This is a genomic window from Mesoflavibacter sp. SCSIO 43206, assembly GCF_019904215.1.
GTDB lineage: Bacteria > Bacteroidota > Bacteroidia > Flavobacteriales > Flavobacteriaceae > Mesoflavibacter > Mesoflavibacter zeaxanthinifaciens.
This window is the reverse complement of record NZ_CP063201.1, coordinates 219,014-242,530: the sequence shown is the minus strand read 5'-3', so window position 1 is coordinate 242,530 and position 23,517 is coordinate 219,014. Positions and strand designations below refer to the sequence as shown.

Genomic DNA, 23,517 nt, shown 5'->3' with positions numbered 1-23,517 from the left:
TTCAGCTTATTCCAATTCGTTTTGCGCTTGCACCTAACGTTAGCGTATAAATTTCAGTTGCGGAAAATCGGTACGATTTTCCGATTTAGACTGAAAGATAGAAAATTGCAATGAATTTCCGTAGGAAATTCAGCCGCAATTGAATTTATACATTGTTACCCGACGTTTTTTTAATCACTTTTCTTTATGTAATTCTTTACCAATTCATTATAACATTCCATTGAAGTAAACTGTGTGCAACTTATTCCAACGAGCTCGATGTGTTTTTCGTTTCTTATTTTTTCTTCAAATTCCAAATCGTGATTATATGGATCCAGAAAATATTTGAGTTGTCGATTTATCAAGTCATATTCAAAACGCTTTTTAATTTTTTCACAAGAGTCATACTCAAAATACTCAAAATATTCAGATATACCTTCATTGCATTGGATTCTGTCATAGTTGTCTTTTGCCAAACGAAGGTTGAAAAATAATGAGATGCAAAAAGCGATGGTTGCAAATATTAATAGGACATTAAAAGCTTTTTTGAATTTCGCTATTATTAAGTAGAAAACAAAACAAAAAAATCCAAAAAATAAAAATAATTTCCCATAAGTTAAATCCTGAACAACACTTAATGTCTCGTCTTGGTACTTAATATTTAAAATTAAAAGAATAGTATTAATTGCAAATACTATAGAGATTATTTTAATTTTGAATTGCATTCTCAAATGTTGGGTAACGTTTATGTGTATGATTAGTGGCGTGTTTAAGCACCTAATTTAGCAAATAAAAACCAAATAGAAAATCCGCGAGGATTTTCGTAAGTAGGCGAGAACCAGCCATTAATTATACACGGTGTTACCCAACGTTTTTTATTCCGATTTTATATTTTTCCGCTGTTTGTTTGTCAAATATAATTGTCAAATGGTCTTGCATTCCAATTATTCTATTTTCCCTAATTTCGAGTGCAGAAATCCAAATTTCTTTTCCATTCTCAAATTCAATTCGTACGTCTTGTGGATAATAATTCCTTTTTTCATCATTAATCAAACTCCAATAAGACCAAAAGCTTTCAATACCGCTTATTTTTTTCCCAATTAATTCCGTCCAGTTTTGATTGTCCTTTGCGTTATATTTTTTAGTACCATTTTCAGTACTAAATTCAGTTAAAATATTTCCCTTTCTAAACTTAACATCATATTGAGTAAATTCATTTCCCCAAATAAAATAGTAAGTGGTTTTATCCGACATTATTAGTTCAATTCCGTAATCGAGTGAGTGAAATTCGGTTTCATTCCACGTAGGTTCTCCGTAATCAATTTCGTAATAGTTTACGTCAGAAATAGTCATTCCAATTAATTCTTTAATCGGCTTTTCATAATTTATAATTTCTATTTCGAGTGGTTTTTTCAAATGTTGGGTAACGGTTTTGTATAAGATTAGTTGCGTTGTTTAAGCAACTAATTTAGCAAATACAAACCGAATAGAAAATCCGCGAGGATTTTCGTAAGTAGGCTTGCACTAGCAATTAATTTTATACGTTGTTACCCAACGTTTTTTATCATTTCGTTTATTCTCTTTTCCGCTTCTGTTTTTGAAATTCCATCATAATAATCGCGAACAAATGGATGGTCAAAATCTTCGTGAGGAAAAATTTCAGGTCTATCATTTCCACTTTTTGTCATTACATCACAAGGAATTGACATTGTGTCTCCGTATTCTGGAATGTTACTACATAACCAACCAAAATATCCAGTTTCGTGATTTTCATTGTCAAAATTGGATTTATAATCCGAGTAACTTTTTTCACTCAGCGAAACCCAAAGTCCATAATCCAAGTTTTCACAAGTATCATTTACTTTTTGAGTTAGAGTTACTCTTACAAATCTGTCAATTTGGTCTTCGTAATGGATTTCGCAAAAGTCCGAATCCAATTTTCCAAGTTCAGTTTTTTCTTTGTCAGATAAAAAATCGTAATTAGCTGGTGATTTAAAAGTCAAAGCAGGCCATTCCGAATGGATTTTTCCACATTCAGGACATTTAAATTCCGCTGTTTTATTTTTCTTTCTTTTCCAGAACATTATTCGCTTGGTATTGTTACAAATCCAGTCCAAATCATCACTACATAAATCAAACAGAATATTGCGAAACCTTTAAAAAAAAGATTAAAAAACTTAAAAATACCTGGTGCTTTCTTAACTAATCCTGTATTATTTCTGATATGAAAATCTTTAAGTTTTCCAGTAATTATTGGTCCGATTATTCTGAAAAAGAAAAATCCGAAAATAAAAAATAATGAAAGTCCAATTTTAAATTTCAATTTCTACGGTTTTTTGGTCAAATGTTGGGTAACGGTCTAGTATAACCGTCAGTTACGGGTTTAAAGATAATGTTTTTCGGTTAAGCACTGACGTTAGCAATTCCGAGTGGATTCGGACGTAGTCGAATCCACCGTAATTGCGGTTATACATTGTTGGCAATAGTTATTCTTTGTAACAGTTTTCATTATAATGTAAATTGACTTTTAATAAAATTCCGTTTATAAATTCCGTAACTCTTTCTTCATATCCTTTACCATCTTTATTATCATAACTGTACCTTTTTAAAGTAGTTTCCAAATGTGGAATAATTTTGGTCATTGGTTCGGTTATACAAGAATCAAAAACTTGTTTATAATTGGTTTTATCAAATTCTTTGTCTGACATACAATTGCAGAAATCATCTTTAATTAAGTTAGAGAAAAATTCCGAATGTTCCTCTAATTTAAAAGTTGGCCATTTCACGTTATAGGCATTCTTGTTTATTTGTACTATCAAAATCTTTTCTACTTCAGGTAGCTTATCTATTGAAAAACGATTTACTATAAATTGACTTCCTGCGTGTTTATAAGGATAAGTGTCCAGAAAAACATTTAGTGTATCATTGAAAAGTTCTTTAAATCCTGAACTGATATTTACTCCAATATCTAACAAAGTGTTTTCATTTTTCAGAAATAAGGTGTCCGAATTCAGTTTCAGTTTGATAAAGCTCAATTCAGATTTTTTAAGATGATTGAGTTTTATTTTTCTCTTTTTAGAATTCTTAACTTTCTTGGTTTGTTTATAACCATCTTTGTATTTAACTATCAACTCTTTTTCGGTAATACTATCAGCTCCTTTTACATTCAGATAAAAGTCTTGGGCTTTCAATAAATTTGATAGAAGCAAAAAGATAAAAAGTAAGTAAGTCAGTTTCTTCATAATTATTGCCAACGTTAGCGTATAAATTTCAGTTGCGGAAAATCGGTACGATTTTCCGATTGAGCTGAAAGATAGAAAATTGCAATGAATTTCCGTAGGAAATTCAGCCGCAATTGAATTTATACATTGTTAGGCAACGTTTTTTATTAAATTTTCTATATCAGATTCGGTTTTTATCTTTTTCCCAAGTTCCGTAAATCTATGTTTCAATGGTTTACAAGATACTAATTCAACAATTCCCTTTTCCATTAGAAAATTCAGATATCGCGTTCTAATTTCTTCTCTAGATTCATTTGTTGATTTAGCAACTTCACTTATTGAAAACGAAATATGATCAATAGGCTCTGCACAATTGTCCGAATGCAACCATAATTCATTAAATAATCTTTTCATAATCTCCAATCTCAATCGTCCAGTTTCGAGCTCGTCAATTAGTTCATTAGTTTCATTAATAAAAGTTTGGTATTTCTTTTCAGAGATTCCAAATAACCAACTTTTTTTCGGCTTATTCGTAATCAGATTATAAAGTCGCTTTATCTTATAATCATTTTCAAAGTCGGGAAAACTGTCCAAAATCTGATGCTTTGAAATTGCTCCACTGAAAAATTTCCGAGCTATATAAGCAGCGTATTGTCTGTCAGATTTCTTTTGGTTTTCGGTCATTTTCAAATGTTGCCTAACGGTCTCGTATAACCGTCAGTTACGGGTTTAAAGTTAATGTTTTTCGGTTTAGAACTGGCGTTAGCAATTCCGAGTGGATTCGGACGTAGTCGAATCCGCCGTAATTGCGGTTATACATTGTTGGCAACTGGCTTTTATTCCGATTAACAGTTTTCACAGGTTACATTTGGTTCAGCGTTTAGTAATTCCGTTCCACATTTTTCACAGTTCCGTTTTTCATCAGTCCAATATCCAGTTCGAGTAAATAATTCAACCGCTTCAGTCCATTTTTTATATTCCACGCTTTCAAAGTCAACATCTCCATTTGAGTCAGTTGGTGGTTCAGGTTGATTTCCATTTAAAAATCCGTTTATCCAATATTTTGAATATTCCGACATATTTTCAATTTCAGATAACGACACGAAAAAACTCCGTTCCTTTTTTGGACACCAAGCATAAATTCGTCCGCGAAAAGTATGTGGATTTCCAATCAGATAATGTTTTCCTTCACAACCTTTGTGATTAAACCACAAATTCTCGTCAAATTCAATTTCGTTCGTCATTTTTTCAGCTTGTTGCCAACGTGTTTGTGTATGGTTAGTTGCGGGAAAGGACGCAGTCATTTTCCGCCGTAAACCAAAGATAATTAATAAGAATGAAATTCCGATAGGAATTTCAGCCGCAATTAATTATACACGTTGTTGTAAGTAGTTTTTTATATTATTCCAACTAATGTTTATAATACTCGGTTCGAAAATAACTTGTTTTTTCTGAAATATAATTATCAAAATACTTTCAATTGATGAAATGACTGCAAGGTTCAAGCTTAGTTTTCCGAGTCCGTGTGTAGAATTCAGGATAAGTTCCGATAGATATAGAAACAAACTTGTCAGCCATAAATATCCTAAGATAGTTTTCGTAACATAAAATCTTTTATATCTCAAATAGGATAATAAAAGGACAATGGTTTTGATCGTTAAAATCAGAATTGTAGGCGACCAGAAATTCAGTCCAACATTTCTTAAATAAATCACACAACCAGAAATCAAAATCCAAGATAAGTAATAGATTAGAACTGATTTGGTCTTTTCAATTCGGCTATACTTTGATATATCAAAAATTAAAATCATCAACAAAATAATATTAGCAAGAATATCAACACTCATTGAATATTTAAAAGTAATAATCAATAATGCAAATAAAAGACTTAATACTATTCTTAAATTGTCGTTCACTTAGTTGGTTTTAAATTACTTACAACGTGTTTGGCTATGATTTGTTGCGGAAAAATCCGCAGGATTCTTTCCGCCATAGCCGAAAGATAGTGAATTGCAATGAAATTCCGGTAGGAAATTCATTATCTTTCCTTTGTTTGTTATCTGCCTATTAATCATTGGTTTATATAATATTTCACGTTCTTTTTTGTTGCCAAACTACCCTTTTTTGCTTATATTTGTTGCCGTATTGTTGCCCATATAACACTCTTAAAACGCATAGTATAACACAGTAAATATAAGGAAAATGAAAGTTACTTTACGCCAACGTAGAAAAGGGAAACGAATTAGTTTATATCTTGATTATTACGAAAACGGAAATCGTAAGTACGAGTACTTGAAATTATATTTAACGCCAGAACCCGACAAAGGGTCCTTAACTAAAGCGCAGAAATTAGAAAACAAGAAAATCTTACAACTTGCTGAAAGCATCAGAGCCAAAAGACATTTAGAGGTACAGAATAATATTTATGGTTTTGAAAATAAAGAAAAGAAACAAGGCAATTTTTTCGTGTATTTAGAACAATGGATTGAAAGACGTTCAGAAAGTAAAGGTAATTTAGGTGTATGGAATAGTACTCTAAAACATTTAAAAGATTATCATCCTACGGGAATTTCTTTTGAAAGAATAGATGAAGAGTGGGTAGAAGGTTTTAAAGAGTATTTAGACAAAAAAGCACTTTCCAGAAGTAAAAGACCATTAAGCCAAAACACAAAATCAGCATATTTTAAAAAACTTTTAGCGGTATTACGACAAGCTGTTAAAGAAAAGGTAATACAATACAATCCTGCTATTTCAGTTGAAAACTTTAAAGAAGAAGATACACATATGGAATTTTTAACTTTAGAAGAAGTAAGAAAGCTTTTTAACACAGATAGCCGACATCCACAATTAAAAAATGCGTTTCTTTTTTCCTGCCTTACAGGTTTGCGTTGGTCAGATATTACAAAACTTCAATGGTCTGAAATCCAATATTCAGAAACCTATGGAAATTTTATTAGATTTAAGCAAAAGAAAACTAAAGGAGCTGAAACCTTACCAATTTCCGAACAAGCATTTGAATTGTTAGGAGAAAAAGGCGAATCGACTAAAAAAGTTTTCGAGAATATTAATAACGTTCAGAGAAATTATGACCTACTAAAAGAATGGGTTGGTGAGGCAGAAATTAAGAAGAATATCACGTTCCATTGTGCGCGTCATTCTTTTGCAACATTACAACTGACTTTGGGTACTGATATTTATACAGTATCAAAAATGTTAGGTCATAAGAATTTGAAAACAACTCAAATTTACGCTAAAGTAATTGATGACAAAAAGAAACAAGCAGCTTACAGAATAAACCTTAACCCAAATGGCTAAAGACCTATTTATCGACTTACTGTATGTGGAAAAGGTTACTGATGATAAAAGAACCGAAAACCAATTTAAAGAGCTTTTAAAAGGCTTTAAAAAGCAATACCTCAATACAACGCCTAAATATGAAATCGACTTCAAAAAGGCGTATTCTAACAAGCGTAAATACTATTTAAAATTAATAGAAAACGAGTACATCAAAAATTTTAATCAAATTAATGATGTACTTGATGCAAACTCAACAGCTGATCATTTGTCTTTTCTATATGATAATGCTCACCGTAAATTTTTAAATTATTTAACCCAGATTAAAAATTACATTTCAGATAATGTTATTGATGAAAGTTTGTCTTTAAAGCCAATTCAAAATGATAAATCTGATGAAGCCTATATCATTTCATTTTTAAAAGCAAATGCGATGATGCTTTTTATGGAACTTCAAGAACGATTTTCAGAATTAAGTGATGCTGAAATTTATACAATAGAAGAACTGCACGAAGTATTTTTTAATGAAGAACCACCACAAGAGTTAATTGTAAAATCCTATTCCGGTGCAGAAATAAAAACGGTCAGGAAACAAGTAAAACAAAGTTCAATTTTCAACGCTATACAAGGTGATTTTAGAGAGGAAAACAATGATGTCTTATCCTATAACGAACTTATTAATAAGATTAAACAAAGAGAATTTGCAAAATTAGAGGAGCTATTAAATGAAAAAGGCATTATAGATGATGAATATAACTTCATAAAGGATAGAGGTAATAAAATATTACTTGCAGCTTTTATGGTTAAGTTAACAGAAACTAAATATTTTAATGAAAGAATATTTTTTGACAGTAAACCATCTAAAAAAATAGAGCCTAAACACATTTATAAATTCTTTGCTTATCGGTATGGACCAAGTAGTAATGCAGGTAAAGAATACCGTAGATTTTTAGGTACTGAAAAAAGAGCCTATCAAAAATTAGTTGAAGCCAATTTTTGGCTTGACCAAATCAAATAAAACTTCACTTTTTAAAAGTGGTATTTTCTCTACTTAATACCAAATAGATAATACCAAAAACGGCGTAAAACATTGTTTTACAATGGTTTAATAATACCATTTTTTCTCTTTTCTGTTATACCAAACACCTTTTTCAATATTTGTTATGTCCTTGACAATCAAGGGTGACTTTTGCGCAGAAGTCCATTTTTAAATTAAAATTTATAATAAGATGGACGTTAAAATATTTGAACGTTTAGAACGCATCGAAAAGTTGTTAGTAGAACAACAAACGTTGCAAAAGCAAGTATTGAATTTCAATGAAACTTGTCAGTATTTAGAACTATCACAATCGCACTTGTATAAACTTACAAGTACGGGAGCCATTCCACACTATAAACCGAATGGTAAAAAAATCTATTTCCAACGTCAGGAGTTAGACCAATGGTTACTTCGTAACCGTATGGATTCCCAAGATGAAATTGAGCAACAGGCAGCTAATTACTTAATCAAAAAAGGAAGGATTTAGTTATGACTGAAATCATCGATTTACTCTTGGCACTCTCACAAGAGATTAAGGAATTAAAGGCACGTATCGAATTAATAAGAGCTACGAGAGCAGAACGCTTAAAAGATATGTGGATTGATAATCAGGACGTAATGCAAACGCTACATATTAGCCAACGGACATTGCAAACATTCCGTTCAAATGGTACGATTCCATATAGCAAGATTCAAGGCAAGTTTTATTACAAAGTATCTGATATAGAGGAACTATTACAAAGCAATTATTATAACCCAAATTTTAAATGCGATGGAAATAAGTAAAGAAAGCATCTTAAAGAAAACGCATTATGGGTTAAATATTTACGCTTATGTATTAAGGCAGTATTATCCTAAATCAACAGTCCTTTCCTTAAAAGGAAGGGACTGCGGGATAACCCGAAATCCTTTTAACGGTTGTAAATCAACATTACAAATTAATGTTGTTGAAAATAAAGCAATGCATTACGACACAGAATTAACCGATTTTAAAGGCGATGTATTCGATTTTGCATCCTATCATTTTAAACTTATCGAAGAAGAAGAATTGTTACTTAAAATTAATGAGGTAATGAATCTAAATTTTGAAGTTAAAAAGGAAGATGAATTATCCTGGTTAGATGCACCCGATGATACTTGGTATGCTTACAGCAGTTTTTATAAAGCACCAATTAGAAATGTGTTTCCAACTGAAAAAGTAAGATTACATCAAATATTTGAGCGTATTACAAGCGATAAGTATAAAAGTATCACAGAGCAATTTAGAGCGATTAAAGACCCTAAAGAAGCACGGAAATTTAAAGCAAATCATTTTGATTATGTAACATTTTCAGGTGTGTTTTCTAAACGTAATGATGATAGTTTAATTGAGCATTCATCATTATTAACAATCGATTTTGACCATTTAGAGAATCTTGAAGAACTAAAACAACAATTATTAAACGATGAATATTTTGAAACCGAATTGTTGTTTACATCACCTTCAGGAGAAGGCTTAAAATGGATAATTAGAATCGATATTTCCAAAGTGCCACACAAAGAATATTTTATTGCGGTGGCCAATTACATAAAACAAACATATAACATTGAGGTTGACCAATCGGGTAAAGACATTTCCAGAGCGTGTTTTTTATCGCACGATCCATTGGCATACCTACATAAAAGACATCAGAAGATATGACAAAGATATTCAACCCGAAAGATTGGTTAGCTGTTCCAGAGCAAAAAGAAATGCCGAAAAAACCAATCAACAACAACCTAACAACAGTTGTTGCAAATGATATTGAAACATATATCAACGCATTAGAACAATCAGGTATCGATATTACTGATACTTATGAGAAGTGGCGTGATATTGGATTTGCAATTTCAGAGGAATATGGTGAAGCTGGACGTGATTACTATCATAGAATTAGCAGAAATTATTCAGGTTATGACCATAAAGAATGTGACGAACAATATAACAAGTGTTTACAGGCAAAAGGACACGGTATAAGCATAGCAACCTTATACCACCATTTGCACCAAGTTGGTATTAAACCAAAACAGCAACAACAAGTTGTTGAAGTGTTGCAACAACCAGAGGAAGTAAAACAACCATTGCCAACAATACCTTCAACAGTTTACAACAACATTCCAACATTTTTGCAACAAGTGGTACAACCATCAAGCAGTAATGAAGAACGTGATATTTTGTTATTGGGAGCATTAACAGCGTTTAGTGCTTGTTTTCCAAAATTGTTTGGCGTGTACGACCAACGTAAAGTATTTAGCAACTTGTATTTATTTGTTACAGCACCAGCTTCAGCAGGAAAAGGAAGATTAAACCAAATTAAAAATTTGGTAAACCCTGTTCACAAACAAAAACGCGAACAATCCAAAACCCTAAAGCAACAGCATCAGGTTGAAATGGCTACTTATAATATGAATAAGGGGAAAAGTGAAACTATGGAAAAACCGAGCAAACCACCTGAAAGAATGTTGTTTATTCCGGCTAACAATAGTGTAACAGGTGTATACCAATTAATATCCGATAATGAAGGTAGAGGGTTGATTTTTGAAACCGAAGGAGATACATTAGCACAAGCATTTAAAAGTGATTACGGTAATTATTCCGATGGTTTTCGTAAAGCATTTCATCACGAAACCATTAGTTACTATCGTAGAACCGATAGAGAGTATGTAGATATTGAAAGACCTTGTTTGTCAACGGTGTTATCTGGCACACCAAAACAAATTCAAGCATTGGTTCCAAGTGCTGAAAATGGCTTATTTAGTCGATTTATGTTTTATTATATGAATATCAAACCTACTTGGAAAAACGTTTTTCAAACCGATACAACCAACGGTTTAGATGAATATTACGACCAATTAGGAAAAGAATTTTTTGGGTTGTACAAAACCCTAAAAAACAATCCTGATATTGAAGTTAGGCTAACAATAGAGCAACAACAAAAGTTTAATGTGTTTTTTGAGAAGCTTCAAACCAAATACCTCAATCTTCAACCCGATGACTATATAGCAACCGTTAGGCGTTTGGGGTTAATAGCATTCAGAATTATAATGTTGTTTTCTGTTTTTCGCATTCTGGAAGATGGCGATGTAAACCAAGTAAGATATTGTGAGGATATAGATTTCGAAAATACATTGGAAATGATAAGCGTATTAGTAAAGCACAGTAGTAAGGTGTTTAACGATTTACCTATTGAGCAAAAAGAAATAAAACGAGCCAATAGAAAAGAGCGTTTTTTAGAAGCACTACCTTATCAATTTACAAGACAAGATTACCTAAATATAGCCGACAAAAACAAGATTCCTCATAAAACAGCAGAAGGCTATATTACTAAATTTGTTGATGCTGGTCTAATACATAGGGAAGCTCATAACAATTATACAAATCCGACAAAAGCACAATAAGGATTTTGAGGATTTTAAGGAAACGAGGATTTATAAAAATACTTTATATCCTCAAATCCTTAACTTCCTCATTTCCTGTTTATAATTGTTAATATCTTTTTGTTAGTTCTTATTTTCTTTTTCTTACATTAGACAAATATTGACAAGTCAAAATATCCCCAAAATGACGTTTGGAGAATACATCAGAGAAATACGAGAAGAAAAGCAATTATTATTAAGAGAAGTTGCTTCTCAAATGAATATTGATACGGCACTTTTAAGTAAAATTGAACGTGGTACTCGTATGGCTCGTAAAGAGCAAGCTGAAGCATTAGCCAAAGTATTAAAACAAAATAAAAATGAATTGCTTCAATTCTGGATGGCAGATAAAATTGTCTTTATGTTAAAAGATGAAAAGAACAGTACGGAAATCCTCAAAATTGTAGAACAAAAAATTAATAGATTGAGCAAGAAGTAGAATTAATAAACCCAAGTATTATGAGTCAGGAACTTTATTTCAATATCATAACGTTTGATTTACCAGACAAACCAATAACTTTTTATTTAAGTAAAGAGAAAATTGGTAATGCTCAAAAGCTCTATAAAACAAAGTTTCCAACCAATATTGAAGAATTGTTTCCTGGTATAAAAGAAGAAAACCCTGATTTCATATACACATCGTTTATTTACGAAAAAGAAGGCTATCATCCCTTATCACTCAATCTAAAGGAACAACCAACCGACTTAATTAAACACTATTATAATTGGCGTATCAAAAAATTCTTTAATAGCATTAAAAAACTTGTTGGTCAAAACTTTGTGAATGATAATCAAATTTGGATAGGTAATAGATCATATCAAAATAAAAGTTTCGCGCAGTATTATAAGTTTACGGTCAAAGTACAAATTAAAGAAGTTAGTGAATATGGTGAGTTAGTTATTTCTTATGATGGTATGGCTAAAGTGTTTAAAAAACCTATTTCTGAAATTATAAAACATACCTCAACAACAAATCTTAATAAAGTTGTATATAAAATGAGGTTATTAAAATATCATAAGGAAAAGGAATTTATTGATGATAACACAAAGGCTTTTGCCATTTTGAATAACGATTTACGTAATGCGTTTAAAATTAAACCAGAACCCAAAGATGATTCCAATAAATATATTGGTTATAAACACAAAATTGATAAGTTTATTCAACATTTCATTTTAAGTGATGAATTTAATAAAGTTATCCCTGTAAATAATGATGATTACCTGCCAGTAGAAATAAATCGCATTGGTGAAGTAACTGATGAAAGTAATGATTTATTGTTCCAAAATGGTGTTGGTAGAAATCCCAAAATAGATTTTAAGAACTTAAAACCTTTAAATCCTTGTCAGTTAGATAATGTGCATTTCTTCTTTATACATCATACAAGTTATGCTAAAGAAGTAGAAGCATTGCAAAAATTATTGGAAGATGGTACAAGTTGGTATAAAGGTTTAAACATTTATGCAGGTGTTTTAGCACATTTCGATAATGATGTCAATATAGTATTTGATGATTTAGAAAATCCATTACCTCAAATTTCACAAGGTATAAAAGACTTTAAATCAGACCCTAACATTAATTACGTTGCTATTTATTTAAGCCCTTTTAACAAGCACGAACCCAATCTTGAAAAAAAGTTAGTGTATTACAAGGTTAAAGAACAGCTTTTATATAAAAGAATTATATCTCAAGTAATAGAGTTTGATAGATTTAGAAGAAATCAACATAAGTTCATATACGATTTAACAAACATTTCATTAGCCTTATTAGCAAAATTAGATGGTACACCTTGGCAACTAAATGTCAAACCTAAAAATGAATTAGTTATTGGTGTGGGTGCATTTAAAAATACCGAAGAAAACATTCGATATGTAGCAAGTGCATTCAGTTTTAAAAATAATGGAAGGTTTAATGAATTTCATTATTTCAGTAAATCTGATGTTAAACAGTTAGGGGGTGCATTAAGTGATGCTATCTATCAATACGTACCAACAAACCAAATACCTGAAAAAATAGTTATTCACTTTTATAAGGATATGAAGGATGAGGAAATACAACCTGTTTTAGAAATGATGGATAAACTTAAATTGCCTTGTCCTTTATTTGTTTTAAATATCAATAAAACAAAATCTCAAGATATAATTGCTTTCGACCAAAATTGGAATGGTGAGCTAATACCTATGAGTGGTACTTTTATAAATATAGGCAGGAAAGATGAACACAAATATCTTTTATTTAATAATTTAAGGTATAAGACAACAGTTCAATACCCAAGTCATTCAAGTTACTCATTTCCAATAAAACTTAAAATATCAAGTCCTACACCAGAGGCTTTAAATGATAGTAAAATGATTAGAAAGCTAATAGAGCAAGTGTATCAATTTAGTAGGCTATATTGGAAATCCTTACGTCAACAAAACGTACCAATAACAATTAAATATCCTGAAATGGTTGCAGAAATAGCACCTCGTTTTGAAAGCAAGGAAATACCACCTTTTGGTCAAGAAACCTTATGGTTTTTATAATCCGAAGCCTTTTTTCTTTGCACAACCATTGCATTAAAAAATTCTTATATTTGCCTTAATGAAATTTTTAGCATTCATACTGTCAATCTATATCTTCACACTAAATTTAGTGCCTTGTGAAGATACAGGTACTTTTGACAATGAAGTTAAAACAGAAATTTCTCAAGATTTAGGTGATAACCACCAACATCAAGATGCAGATTTATGTTCCCCATTTTGTATTTGCCAATGTTGCCATTTAAACGTAACTTATTTCAAATTCGCAGAAATAAAATTTGAGTTTAAATACATTTCTTCTCAAGATTTTCTCTACTTAAACGGTATAAAAAAAGATTTTACCACTTCCATTTTACAGCCACCACAGGCATAATTCAGTTTTTTAAAGGATAGCTATATCCTTACGCAATGCTTTTTAACAAAAGCATTGCTTCGCTTTTATTTTGCGCGAAGCGCAAAATGATATGTTTAACTGAATTAAAATTTTACTATGATTAATAAAATCATTGATTTTTCAATCAATAACAAATTCATTATTGGTTTGCTTACGCTTACCATAATTGGAGCAGGTATTTGGAGTATGACCAAAGTGCCAATCGATGCTGTTCCAGACATTACCAATAACCAAGTACAGGTTATTACACAAGCACCTAATTTAGGTACAGAAGATATTGAACAATTTGTAACCTACCCTGTGGAAGTTGCAATGAGCAACCTGCCTGATGTAAAGGAAATTAGGTCAATCTCTCGTTTTGGCTTATCGGTTGTTACCATCGTATTCGACGATGATATGGGAACCTATCTACCTCGTCAATTAGTAGCCGAAAAACTAAACGAAGTCAAAGAACAAATTCCAGCTGGTTTTGGAGAACCTACTATGGGACCTATTTCCACAGGATTAGGGGAAATTTATCAATACACCTTAAAAGTAGCACCAGAGTATAAAGACAAATACGACATTGCAGATTTACGCTCAATGCAGGATTGGATTGTACAACGTCAAATGGCAATGGTAGAAGGTGTGGTTGAGGTTAACGCCATAGGCGGTAAAATTAAACAATACGAAGTCGCGGTTGACCCAAACGATTTAAACGCAATTGGATTGACCATTACAGATGTCTTTAATGCACTTGAAGCCAATAATCAAAATACAGGTGGTGCGTACATCGAAAAAAAACATCAAGCTAATTTTATTCGTGGTGAAGGTCTGGTACGAAGTTTAGAGGATATTAAAAAAATTACGGTTAAGAACATTAATAATATTCCTGTTACTATTGGTGATATCGCTACAGTACAGTTTGGTTCTGCAATTCGTTATGGTGCATTAACCCAAGATGGTGAAGGCGAGGTTGTAGGCGGTTTGGTAATGATGCTTAAGGGTGCAAACTCAAATGATGTTATAGCTAATGTAAAAGAGCGAATGACTCAAATTGAAAAGTCATTACCTGAAGGTGTAATTATTGAACCCTTATTAGACCGAAGTAAATTAATTGGAGAAACAACTTCTACTGTAACCACAAATCTTATTGAAGGTGCATTGATAGTTATTTTTGTGCTTATCTTCTTATTGGGTAATTGGCGAGGTGGTTTAATCGTTGCTTCAACAATACCATTATCCTTATTATTCGCTTTTATTTTAATGAACGTGTTCGATGTTTGGGTAAACTTAATGAGTTTGGGAGCAATAGATTTCGGTATTATAGTTGATGGCGCTGTAATTATTGTAGAAAGTACAGTATTTCTCATTGCATCACAAGTACTAAAAAAGAAACAGCTTACATCCAAAGAGCGAGATAAAGTGGCGTCTAATGCTTCAAAAAAGATGATGAACGCTGCGTTTTTCGGTCAGTTGATTATCCTTATCGTTTTTCTACCCATTTTAGCCTTACAAGGTATTGAAGGAAAGATGTTTAAACCAATGGCATTGACCTTTATTTTTGCTATGATTGGTGCAATGGTACTGTGTTTAACCTATGTGCCAATGATGTCTGCTTTAGTGTTAAGAGCACCAAAAAATGATAAAAAATCTTATGGAGATAGATTTGTACATTGGGTTGAAGACAAATATCAACCTATATTGGTTAGAGCCTTGCGAAAAGGTAAATGGGTAATTGGTATTGCAGTTGTGTTGTTTGGGATAACCGTTTTTATGTTTTCAAGAATGGGTGGTGAATTTATCCCGCAACTCGATGAAGGTGATATTGCATTTCACGCTATTTTAAAACCAGGTAGTTCCCTTACTGAAACCATTGAAACTACCACTAAAATAGAGCAAATAGTAAAAGCAAAATTTCCAGAAGTAGAAAAAATTGTTAGTCGTATTGGTGTTGCCGAAGTGCCTACAGACCCAATGCCGATGGATTTTGCGGATATTTTTGTAATCCTAAAACCTAAAAGCGAATGGACAACAGTGTCTTCAAAAGATGAACTCATTGAAGAAATAAAAGAGGCAGTCGAAATTATTCCTGGCGTTAATTATGAGTTTACCCAACCTATTGAAATGCGTTTTAACGAGTTGCTTGAAGGTATTAGAGAAGATATTGCTGTTAAACTTTATGGCGAAGATATAAACATCCTCGCTCAAAAAGCAGAGGAAATATCAAAAATTATTGCAGGTACTGAAGGTATAGGTGATATGCGAGCAGAAGCTACGAAAGGATTGCCACAAATGACCATTACTTACAATAGAAATAAATTGGCACAATACGGACTTCAAATAAACACGTTAAATCAAATTGTGCAATCAGCTTTTGCAGGAGGAGTAGCAGGTACTATATTTGAAGGAGAAAAGCGATTTGATTTGGTGGTTAGGTTAAGTTCTCATAATCGTAAAGACATAACAGATGTGCAAAATTTGTTTATCAACTTACCTTCTGGTGCACAGATTCCACTTCGCGAAGTAGCTGATGTAAGTTACAAAGCAGGACCAATGCAAATAAGTAGAGACAATACCAACAGAAGAACCTATGTAGGTATCAATGTCAGAGGTCGAGATGTAAAATCGTTGGTAACTGAAATAAAATCAAAATTAGATGCACAATTGGAACTACCATCGGGTTATTTTATTCGCTATGGTGGTGCATTTGAAAATCTGGAACGTGCCAGCAACCGATTACAAACCGTTGTTCCTATCGCCTTATTACTCATATTTATACTAATATACTTTGCATTAAAATCACTACCTCAAACCTTAATGATTTATATAGCCATCCCAATGGCAACTATTGGTGGTGTAGTAGCCTTATGGTTGCGTGATATGCCATTTAGTATTTCGGCAGGTGTTGGTTTTATTGTGTTGTTTGGTGTTGCGGTATTAAATGGATTGGTAATGATAAGCGGACTCAACGAATTAAAAGAAGAAGGTGTAACCAATTTAAAGGATAGAATAGTTGAAGGTACTAAACGAAGAATCAGACCTATTATGCTAACTGCTTTTACAGATGTATTAGGCTTTCTACCAATGGCTATTTCATCATCAGCTGGTGCAGAAGTACAGCGTCCTTTGGCAACTGTAGTTATTGGTGGATTATTAACTTCAACTTTGCTTACCTTATTTGTTTTACCAATTTTATATCATTGGGTAGAAAACAAATCTTTTACGTTTAAGCCAAATAAAAAGTTAGTAACAGCAACAGCAGTTGTATTATTACTATTTGGCTTTTCACCACAAAGTAATGCACAAGAGTTGAATGATACAATTCCCGAAATTTCATTACAGGAAGCTGTTAAACTCGCAAAAAGTAATTATCCATTATTGAAGCAAAAGCAGTTGGAAATTACAAAACAAGAACAATTAAAAGCGACTGCCTATGATTTCGGAACGACTCAAATTTTTACAGGTGGAGAAGAAGTTAATAGTGGCAATGGTATTTATACAACCATAGGTATTGGTCAATCTAATATTGATGTGTTTGGTATTGGTTCAAAAAGGAAGTTACAAGAACAACGCATTCAGTTAGCACAAAAAGCCTTTCAACTTTCCGAATTGGAACTGGAATTGGAAGTAAAAAAAGCGTGGTCTAAATGCTATCAAATGAAACGGAACTATAACTTGTATAAAGAACTGGATTCCATTTATTCCAAATTTGAACAAGCAGTAGCTTTAAATTATGAAGTCGAAGCCATTTCTAAATTAGAATATTCAGCAGCAAAAAATCAAGCGTTTCAAATTCAGAATAAAAAAGCGCAAGCCTATAGTAATTATCTTATTGCCTTACAACAATTCAATTTGTGGTTGGTATCAGAAGAAGTTTTTACAGTTTCAGATGAGTTTGACGTAGTGATGGAGAATGATATGGAAACGTTCAGTATTGAAAATCATCCATTGTACAGTATGTCGCAGAACATTGTAGATGAAGCAGAAGCCAAATATAAAGCTGCAAAGGCAGATAATTTACCGAAGTTCAATCTTCAAGGTGGCTTACAGCGTGTCAATGGCAATTCAGGATTTTACACCTATCAAGCAGGAATTTCAATTCCGTTTTTATCAGGTTCTAACAAAGCACAAGTTAGAAGTGCCAGAATTGATAAAGAAATAGCAGAAACCAACGTAGCGTTCAAAAAACAGGAAGTACAATCAAGGTTTGTTCAGGCTAAAGAAAATTATTTCAAATGGAAAACGTCTTGGGAGTTTTACAAAGACCAAGTTTTACCATTAACAAAAGAGCAAAAAACAGGTGCATTACTGGCATATAGAGAAGGCGAAATTGATTATACTGCATTTACGCAGTTGATAAAAGAAGCAATTCAATCGGAACTTGAAGCACAGACTGCATTAGTAAACTATTTAGAAAGCACATTTCAATTACAATATTTTAATCAATAAGACAATGAAAAATAAAATATATAAAATTCTTACCGTAATGGTGTTAACCATTTTTGTTTCAGCTTGCGGAAATAAAGAAAATCATAACGAGAATGATGGCCATTCCCACGATGAGGAAGAAAAAACAGAAGTTAATGAAGAACATAATGAAAGCGAAGAAGTAATGCTATCACAACAGCAATTCGATGCTTTAAAAATGAAAATAGATACGTTGGCATTACGTAATATGAGCGGCTATGTAGAAGCAAACGGAACGTTAGAAGTACCACCACAAAACGAAGCAGCTATTACTACTGTTGTTGGTGCAAATGTCGTTTCAATTGAAGTGATTGAAGGTGATAAGGTTAATAAAGGTCAAGTAGTGGCTTATCTATCGCACCCAAATATTATAAAATTACAAACGGATTATTTAAACGCTTATAGCAATAGTAATTTTCTAAAAAAGAATTATGAACGTCAACAAAAGCTGTATGAAGCAGGCGTTGGCTCTGGTGCTAATTTTCAAAAGGCAGAAGCAGAATATGATGCTTCAAAAGCAATAGTAAATGGTCTGCAAGCACAATTAAGAATATTGAACGTCAATACAACTTCTGTTCGTAATGGCACAATTTCACAGCGCATAGCATTGCGAAGTCCAATAGAGGGTTTCGTACAAAAAGTTGAAGTAAAAACAGGACAATATGTAGAGCCACAAACAGAGTTGTTTGAGGTAGTAAATACGCATCACGCTCACGCAGATTTTATGGTCTTTGAAAAAGATGTCCATAAAGTACAGAAGGGTCAAAGAGTAAACTTTACGGTACAATCTATACCAGATACAGAACTTACCGCAGAAATCTATTCCGTGAGTAAAACGTTTGAAGACAGCCCGAAAGCAGTTCACGTTCACGCAGAAATAGAAAACAAAAAAGGTAATTTAATTCCTGGGATGTATATTCAAGGTAAAATTCAAGTAAATAATACCCAAACTAAAGCATTACCGGAAAGTGCCATTTTTAAAGAAGGAGATAAACATTATATATTTTCAGGAGAAAAAGAAAATGATGATTGGAGCTTTAAACCTGTTGAAGTGATTGTTGGAGAAAAAGATGGCAAATGGGTAGCAATTAAATTTACTGAAGAAATAGATGAAAACACAAAATTCGCTTATAACAATGCTTATTATCTTATGGCAGAAATGAAAAAAGGAGAAGCGGAAGACCACGATTAATTATGGAAACAATAGAACAAGTATTAGAGTCAAAAAATATTCGTGTTACAGCAATGCGTATGTTAATTTATAAGTTTCTTGCAGAAAAAGAGATAGCGGTAACATTAAGTGATATTGAAAATGCTTTTGAAAAAGCAGATAGAACTACCTTGTACAGAACTATTAAAACCTTTGAAGAAAAGGATATTGTGCATCAAATTGACGATGGTACAGGGATTACAAAATATGCTTTATGCGAAAAGGGATGTAATTGTGATATAAAAACCGATTTGCACTTACATTTCCATTGTAATAATTGTAATGAAACCATTTGCTTAACAGAACATAAAATTCCACAAATTAAAGTGCCTGATGGATTTGTTTCAGAAAATGTAAACTTGGTTGTAAAAGGTATATGTGATAAGTGTAGTGGATAATAAATGCACTTCCATTGCACGCTTTTTAATTGCATTTTTGTAATCAAAGAATTAAGTAATTATGAAAAGTAAATTAGCGATAACAAGTTTGCTTACAGCAATTACAGCTTCATTATGTTGTATAACACCTGTTTTGGCTTTAATAGCAGGAACAAGCGGTGTAGCTTCAACTTTTTCTTGGATAGAACCATTTAGACCTTACTTAATTGGGCTAACAATAGTAGTTCTTCTCTTTGCTTGGTATCAAAAATTCAAGCCAGAAAAAGAAATAGACTGCGGCGAATGTGAAACGGATGAAAAACCAAAATTTATGCATTCAAAAACCTTTTTAGGAGTGGTAACAGCATTTGCAATTGTGATGTTGGCTTTCCCATACTACTCAAGTATGTTATATCCAAAAACCGAAAAACAAATCATAATAGTTAATAACTCAAATATCAAAACAACAGAGTATAAAATAAGTGGTATGACCTGTGCCAGTTGTGAAGCTCACGTAAACTACGAAGTAAATAAACTTAACGGAATTGTAAACTCAAAAACATCATACGAAAATGGTAACTCAATCATTGAGTTTGACGAAACTAAAACCAATGAATTGGAGATTGAGAAAGCAATTAATGCTACAGGTTATAAAGTAACTGATAAAAAAGAAAATTGATGCAAACCATATTAAAATCGGAAATCACTTGCCCTAACTGCGGTCATAAAAAAGTGGAAGATATGCCAACTAACGCTTGTCAATTCTTTTACGAGTGTGAGCATTGTAAAACGGTTCTAAAACCAAACGAAGGTGATTGTTGTGTGTATTGTTCTTATGGTACAGTTCCTTGTCCACCAATTCAACAAAACAAAAGTTGTTGCTAAAACAAAACTAAATGAAAAAAAAGAAAGTCAATTTAAGAGATTTAAAACCAAATTCAGAAGAACAACATTCTCACGATGATGGTCATAATCACGGTAATGGTAGTGCATTCAAAACCTATGTACCTGCAATCATAAGTTTTACAATGCTTATCATTGGTATAGGTTTAGATTATTTTGATGTTTCCTTCTTTAAGGATTGGATTCGTATTGCTTGGTATGGTATTGCATATTTACCTGTAGGCCTTCCTGTTGTGAAAGAGGGTTGGAATAGTATTAAAAAAGGTGATGTTTTTACAGAGTTCTTTTTAATGTCTATAGCAACCATTGGTGCATTTGTTATTGGTGAATATCCCGAAGGTGTTGCAGTAATGCTATTTTATGCAGTAGGCGAATTATTTCAAAGTGCTGCTGTAAATCGTGCAAAAGGAAATATAAAAGCATTATTAGATGTTAGACCTAAAGAAGCCAATGTATTTCGTGAGGGAGATTATAAAAGTGTTTCGCCAAAAGATGTAAACATTGGAGAAAAAATTCAAATTCGAGTAGGTGAAAAAATTCCATTGGATGGTGTTTTATTATCCGAAAAAGCATCTCTAAACACCGCAGCATTAACAGGCGAAAGCAAACCAGATTCCATTCAGAAAGAAGCAAAGGTTTACGCAGGTAGTATCAATTTAGAAAGTGTTATTGAAGTTGAGGTAACCAACAAGTTTGAAGATAGTTCTATTGCGAGAATATTAGACTTGGTTCAAAATGCTACAGCTCGTAAGTCTAAAACAGAATTATTCATTAGACAGTTTGCTCGTATCTACACACCAATTGTAGTGTTCTTGGCTATTGGTGTTACTTTTATACCTTACTTTTTTGTAGATGATTATATATTTAGAAATTGGTTATACAGAGCATTAATATTCTTGGTAATATCTTGTCCTTGTGCGTTAGTGATTTCAATTCCATTAGGATATTTCGGTGGATTGGGAGCAGCTTCAAAAAATGGAATATTATTTAAAGGTGCTTCATTTTTAGATGCAATGACCAAGATAAATACTTTGGTAATGGACAAAACAGGAACCGTAACTAAAGGTGTTTTTAAAATCAAAGAAGTAAAAGCAATTGATTGGAAAGAAACCGAATTTATGCAATATTTAATGGCGATGGAAGAACAATCCACGCATCCAATTGCTAAAGCAATTTTAGAGTATAAATCAGAAGGAGAAGATTTTGAAGCTCAAGACGTTTCTGAAATTGCAGGTAAAGGATTAAAAGGAATTGTAAATAGTAAAACAGTTTTAGTAGGTAATAAAGCATTAATGATTGCTAATAATATAGAAGTCCCAGCGGAAACGGAAAATATTGTAGAATCTATTGTATTAGTTGCAATAGATAACAAGTTTGCTGGTTATGTGGTAATAGCAGACGAATTAAAAGAAGATGCCAAAGAAACAATTGTCAAATTACAAAAAGTTGGTATCAAAAATATTATGATGCTTTCCGGTGACAAAGATTCCATTACTCAACAAGTCGCTAAAGAGTTGAACATCGAAAATGCAAAAGGTGATTTACTTCCAGAAGATAAGTTAAACGAAGTTGAAATATTAAAAAAGAATCCTGAAAATAAAGTAGCATTTATAGGGGATGGTATAAACGATGCGCCTGTTTTAGCAGCAAGTAACGTTGGAATTGCAATGGGTGGTTTGGGTAGTGATGTAGCTATTGAAACAGCAGACGTTATCATTCAAACCGACCAACCTTCAAAAGTAGTTAGAGCCATTAAAATAAGTCGTTCCACACGAAAAATTGTTTGGCAGAATATCATTTTAGCTTTTGGTGTTAAAGTCATTGTCTTAATTTTAGGAGCAGGTGGTTTAGCTACAATGTGGGAAGCAGTTTTTGCAGATGTAGGAGTAGCATTATTAGCAATTTTAAATGCAGTTAGATTACAACGAATGAGTTGGTAATTGTCCCCACAACCCAAAACCCAGTTTTTTCGTACCTCAAAATCCTCTGTCTTTTGTTTTGTTCCGCTATCCACCGCACTTGTAGTTTTTGGTTGCCAACCCTCACACAGCACATTGCTTATTTTATTTGCTATTATATTTTAAAAGTAGTACAATAAAAAAGCAAAGAGCTGTTGCCATCCCTCACACCAAAAACTACCCAAAGCTATGTTTACATAACGGGTAGTTATAATAGCAGCCGCTACACCCACCGCATCACCAAAGCTGTAGTTATAACGCCATTATGTAAAATAGCCGCTTTTCCCACGCGCACACCCGAACTTTCAATAAAAATCCGAACTAAACTGAAACAATAGCCATATGAAAATTTAGCTTAAAATGATGCATATTCGTTACCTTATTCAAGCTGCACAAAACCATCGTTAAGTCCAATTATTCCTTACCTCAAGTCTTTGTTTGTTTCATTTCGTTAACAAATATAAAAGACCACTTTTCCCCACCACCCAAGTCAGCGGTTATAAAAAAATAGGTTCATAAAATGTAGTAATAAGCCATAGCATATTGCTTTTTCTCGTACCTCAAAAAAACAAAAAGCTATTGCCTATAAATCCTGTATAAGTAGCTTGTTTAAATGCTGTTTTATCAAACAACTATTTAAAACGCTACCCATACAACCGCTTCATCCAATGCTCAAATACGTATTGTAACCTATTTTTTTAAGAGTTTATGCCCCAAAAAGTGGAAATCAATTAACTA

General features: G+C 32.5%; 22 protein-coding genes. 15 read left to right on the top strand and 7 right to left on the bottom strand.

Annotation, left to right across the window (positions count from 1 at the left end; all coding sequences use genetic code 11):
• Nucleotides 1-170: 170 nt before the first annotated feature.
• The 7 genes from INR78_RS01205 to INR78_RS01175 all read right to left on the bottom strand — a co-directional run bounded on the left by INR78_RS01205 (nucleotide 171) and on the right by INR78_RS01175 (nucleotide 4,504).
• Nucleotides 171-704, bottom strand: coding sequence for a hypothetical protein (locus INR78_RS01205; RefSeq protein ID WP_223077133.1), 534 nt, complete (start codon nucleotides 702-704; stop codon nucleotides 171-173).
• A gap of 136 nt (nucleotides 705-840) precedes the next feature.
• A complete protein-coding gene (locus tag INR78_RS01200; RefSeq protein ID WP_223077132.1) occupies nucleotides 841-1,395 on the bottom strand; it encodes a hypothetical protein in 555 nt (184 codons plus the stop codon).
• Nucleotides 1,396-1,526: 131 nt separating this feature from the next.
• Complete coding sequence (locus tag INR78_RS01195) at nucleotides 1,527-2,063, bottom strand: DUF2199 domain-containing protein (RefSeq protein ID WP_223077131.1); 537 nt, start codon at nucleotides 2,061-2,063, stop codon at nucleotides 1,527-1,529.
• A complete protein-coding gene (locus tag INR78_RS01190) occupies nucleotides 2,063-2,302 on the bottom strand; it encodes a hypothetical protein (RefSeq protein ID WP_223077130.1) in 240 nt (79 codons plus the stop codon). The genes INR78_RS01195 and INR78_RS01190 overlap by 1 nt, the downstream gene beginning before the upstream one ends.
• A 163-nt stretch (nucleotides 2,303-2,465) precedes the next feature.
• Nucleotides 2,466-3,221 (bottom strand): hypothetical protein, encoded by a 756-nt coding sequence (locus INR78_RS01185; protein ID WP_181256091.1) that lies wholly within the window; start codon nucleotides 3,219-3,221, stop codon nucleotides 2,466-2,468.
• 129 nt (nucleotides 3,222-3,350) lie between these two features.
• Nucleotides 3,351-3,884 carry a hypothetical protein gene (locus tag INR78_RS01180; RefSeq protein WP_223077129.1) on the bottom strand — a complete coding sequence of 178 codons (534 nt, stop codon included), beginning with the start codon at nucleotides 3,882-3,884 and terminating at the stop codon, nucleotides 3,351-3,353.
• 161 nt (nucleotides 3,885-4,045) lie between these two features.
• Nucleotides 4,046-4,504 (bottom strand): hypothetical protein, encoded by a 459-nt coding sequence (locus INR78_RS01175; RefSeq protein ID WP_223077128.1) that lies wholly within the window; start codon nucleotides 4,502-4,504, stop codon nucleotides 4,046-4,048.
• 898 nt (nucleotides 4,505-5,402) lie between these two features.
• On the opposite strand from INR78_RS01175, the gene INR78_RS01170 reads away from it, so the two are divergent.
• From INR78_RS01170 to INR78_RS01100, 15 genes are all read left to right on the top strand, one after another.
• Nucleotides 5,403-6,515 (top strand): site-specific integrase, encoded by a 1,113-nt coding sequence (locus INR78_RS01170; RefSeq protein ID WP_211328357.1) that lies wholly within the window; start codon nucleotides 5,403-5,405, stop codon nucleotides 6,513-6,515.
• A complete protein-coding gene (locus INR78_RS01165; RefSeq protein WP_120202857.1) occupies nucleotides 6,508-7,512 on the top strand; it encodes a DUF6617 family protein in 1,005 nt (334 codons plus the stop codon). The genes INR78_RS01170 and INR78_RS01165 overlap by 8 nt, the downstream gene beginning before the upstream one ends.
• A gap of 211 nt (nucleotides 7,513-7,723) precedes the next feature.
• Nucleotides 7,724-8,020 (top strand): helix-turn-helix domain-containing protein, encoded by a 297-nt coding sequence (locus INR78_RS01160; protein ID WP_120202855.1) that lies wholly within the window; start codon nucleotides 7,724-7,726, stop codon nucleotides 8,018-8,020.
• A 2-nt stretch (nucleotides 8,021-8,022) separates the two neighbouring features.
• Nucleotides 8,023-8,319, top strand: a complete 297-nt coding sequence (locus INR78_RS01155) for a helix-turn-helix domain-containing protein (protein WP_223077127.1) — start codon at nucleotides 8,023-8,025, stop codon at nucleotides 8,317-8,319.
• Nucleotides 8,306-9,214 (top strand): BT4734/BF3469 family protein, encoded by a 909-nt coding sequence (locus INR78_RS01150; RefSeq protein WP_223077126.1) that lies wholly within the window; start codon nucleotides 8,306-8,308, stop codon nucleotides 9,212-9,214. The genes INR78_RS01155 and INR78_RS01150 overlap by 14 nt, the downstream gene beginning before the upstream one ends.
• A complete protein-coding gene (locus INR78_RS01145; RefSeq protein WP_223077125.1) occupies nucleotides 9,211-10,950 on the top strand; it encodes a DUF3987 domain-containing protein in 1,740 nt (579 codons plus the stop codon). The genes INR78_RS01150 and INR78_RS01145 overlap by 4 nt, the downstream gene beginning before the upstream one ends.
• Before the next feature lie 163 nt (nucleotides 10,951-11,113).
• The gene (locus tag INR78_RS01140; protein WP_113966042.1) at nucleotides 11,114-11,407 is read left to right on the top strand and encodes a helix-turn-helix domain-containing protein; all 294 of its coding nucleotides are present in this window, start codon (nucleotides 11,114-11,116) and stop codon (nucleotides 11,405-11,407) included.
• Between the two features lie 20 nt (nucleotides 11,408-11,427).
• Nucleotides 11,428-13,491, top strand: a complete 2,064-nt coding sequence (locus INR78_RS01135; protein ID WP_223077124.1) for a Piwi domain-containing protein — start codon at nucleotides 11,428-11,430, stop codon at nucleotides 13,489-13,491.
• A 58-nt stretch (nucleotides 13,492-13,549) separates the two neighbouring features.
• Complete coding sequence (locus INR78_RS01130) at nucleotides 13,550-13,861, top strand: DUF6660 family protein (RefSeq protein WP_105045957.1); 312 nt, start codon at nucleotides 13,550-13,552, stop codon at nucleotides 13,859-13,861.
• 117 nt (nucleotides 13,862-13,978) lie between these two features.
• Nucleotides 13,979-18,313 (top strand): CusA/CzcA family heavy metal efflux RND transporter, encoded by a 4,335-nt coding sequence (locus INR78_RS01125; protein ID WP_223077123.1) that lies wholly within the window; start codon nucleotides 13,979-13,981, stop codon nucleotides 18,311-18,313.
• A gap of 4 nt (nucleotides 18,314-18,317) precedes the next feature.
• Nucleotides 18,318-19,523, top strand: coding sequence for an efflux RND transporter periplasmic adaptor subunit (locus INR78_RS01120; protein WP_027879791.1), 1,206 nt, complete (start codon nucleotides 18,318-18,320; stop codon nucleotides 19,521-19,523).
• A gap of 2 nt (nucleotides 19,524-19,525) precedes the next feature.
• Nucleotides 19,526-19,939 (top strand): Fur family transcriptional regulator, encoded by a 414-nt coding sequence (locus tag INR78_RS01115; RefSeq protein WP_079738441.1) that lies wholly within the window; start codon nucleotides 19,526-19,528, stop codon nucleotides 19,937-19,939.
• 61 nt (nucleotides 19,940-20,000) lie between these two features.
• Nucleotides 20,001-20,597 (top strand): mercuric transport protein MerTP, encoded by a 597-nt coding sequence (gene merTP / locus INR78_RS01110; protein WP_223077122.1) that lies wholly within the window; start codon nucleotides 20,001-20,003, stop codon nucleotides 20,595-20,597.
• Nucleotides 20,597-20,803, top strand: coding sequence for a GDCCVxC domain-containing (seleno)protein (locus tag INR78_RS01105; RefSeq protein WP_081653185.1), 207 nt, complete (start codon nucleotides 20,597-20,599; stop codon nucleotides 20,801-20,803). The genes merTP and INR78_RS01105 overlap by 1 nt, the downstream gene beginning before the upstream one ends.
• An 11-nt stretch (nucleotides 20,804-20,814) precedes the next feature.
• On the top strand, nucleotides 20,815-22,761 hold the full coding sequence (locus INR78_RS01100) for a heavy metal translocating P-type ATPase (RefSeq protein WP_223077121.1): 1,947 nt from the start codon (nucleotides 20,815-20,817) through the stop codon (nucleotides 22,759-22,761).
• Nucleotides 22,762-23,517 lie beyond the last annotated feature (756 nt).

Excerpts from the sequence above, each read along its gene's own strand:
- INR78_RS01205 (WP_223077133.1), bottom strand. The coding sequence starts at position 704 with ATGCAATTCAAAATTAAAATAATCTCTATAGTATTTGCAATTAATACT.
- INR78_RS01195 (WP_223077131.1), bottom strand. The coding sequence starts at position 2,063 with ATGTTCTGGAAAAGAAAGAAAAATAAAACAGCGGAATTTAAATGTCCT.
- INR78_RS01185 (WP_181256091.1), bottom strand. The coding sequence starts at position 3,221 with ATGAAGAAACTGACTTACTTACTTTTTATCTTTTTGCTTCTATCAAAT.
- INR78_RS01180 (WP_223077129.1), bottom strand. The coding sequence starts at position 3,884 with ATGACCGAAAACCAAAAGAAATCTGACAGACAATACGCTGCTTATATA.
- INR78_RS01175 (WP_223077128.1), bottom strand. The coding sequence starts at position 4,504 with ATGACTGCGTCCTTTCCCGCAACTAACCATACACAAACACGTTGGCAA.
- INR78_RS01170 (WP_211328357.1), top strand. The coding sequence starts at position 5,403 with ATGAAAGTTACTTTACGCCAACGTAGAAAAGGGAAACGAATTAGTTTA.
- INR78_RS01165 (WP_120202857.1), top strand. The coding sequence starts at position 6,508 with ATGGCTAAAGACCTATTTATCGACTTACTGTATGTGGAAAAGGTTACT.
- INR78_RS01160 (WP_120202855.1), top strand. The coding sequence starts at position 7,724 with ATGGACGTTAAAATATTTGAACGTTTAGAACGCATCGAAAAGTTGTTA.
- INR78_RS01155 (WP_223077127.1), top strand. The coding sequence starts at position 8,023 with ATGACTGAAATCATCGATTTACTCTTGGCACTCTCACAAGAGATTAAG.
- INR78_RS01150 (WP_223077126.1), top strand. The coding sequence starts at position 8,306 with ATGGAAATAAGTAAAGAAAGCATCTTAAAGAAAACGCATTATGGGTTA.
- INR78_RS01145 (WP_223077125.1), top strand. The coding sequence starts at position 9,211 with ATGACAAAGATATTCAACCCGAAAGATTGGTTAGCTGTTCCAGAGCAA.
- INR78_RS01140 (WP_113966042.1), top strand. The coding sequence starts at position 11,114 with ATGACGTTTGGAGAATACATCAGAGAAATACGAGAAGAAAAGCAATTA.
- INR78_RS01135 (WP_223077124.1), top strand. The coding sequence starts at position 11,428 with ATGAGTCAGGAACTTTATTTCAATATCATAACGTTTGATTTACCAGAC.
- INR78_RS01130 (WP_105045957.1), top strand. The coding sequence starts at position 13,550 with ATGAAATTTTTAGCATTCATACTGTCAATCTATATCTTCACACTAAAT.
- INR78_RS01125 (WP_223077123.1), top strand. The coding sequence starts at position 13,979 with ATGATTAATAAAATCATTGATTTTTCAATCAATAACAAATTCATTATT.
- INR78_RS01120 (WP_027879791.1), top strand. The coding sequence starts at position 18,318 with ATGAAAAATAAAATATATAAAATTCTTACCGTAATGGTGTTAACCATT.
- INR78_RS01115 (WP_079738441.1), top strand. The coding sequence starts at position 19,526 with ATGGAAACAATAGAACAAGTATTAGAGTCAAAAAATATTCGTGTTACA.
- merTP (WP_223077122.1), top strand. The coding sequence starts at position 20,001 with ATGAAAAGTAAATTAGCGATAACAAGTTTGCTTACAGCAATTACAGCT.
- INR78_RS01105 (WP_081653185.1), top strand. The coding sequence starts at position 20,597 with ATGCAAACCATATTAAAATCGGAAATCACTTGCCCTAACTGCGGTCAT.
- INR78_RS01100 (WP_223077121.1), top strand. The coding sequence starts at position 20,815 with ATGAAAAAAAAGAAAGTCAATTTAAGAGATTTAAAACCAAATTCAGAA.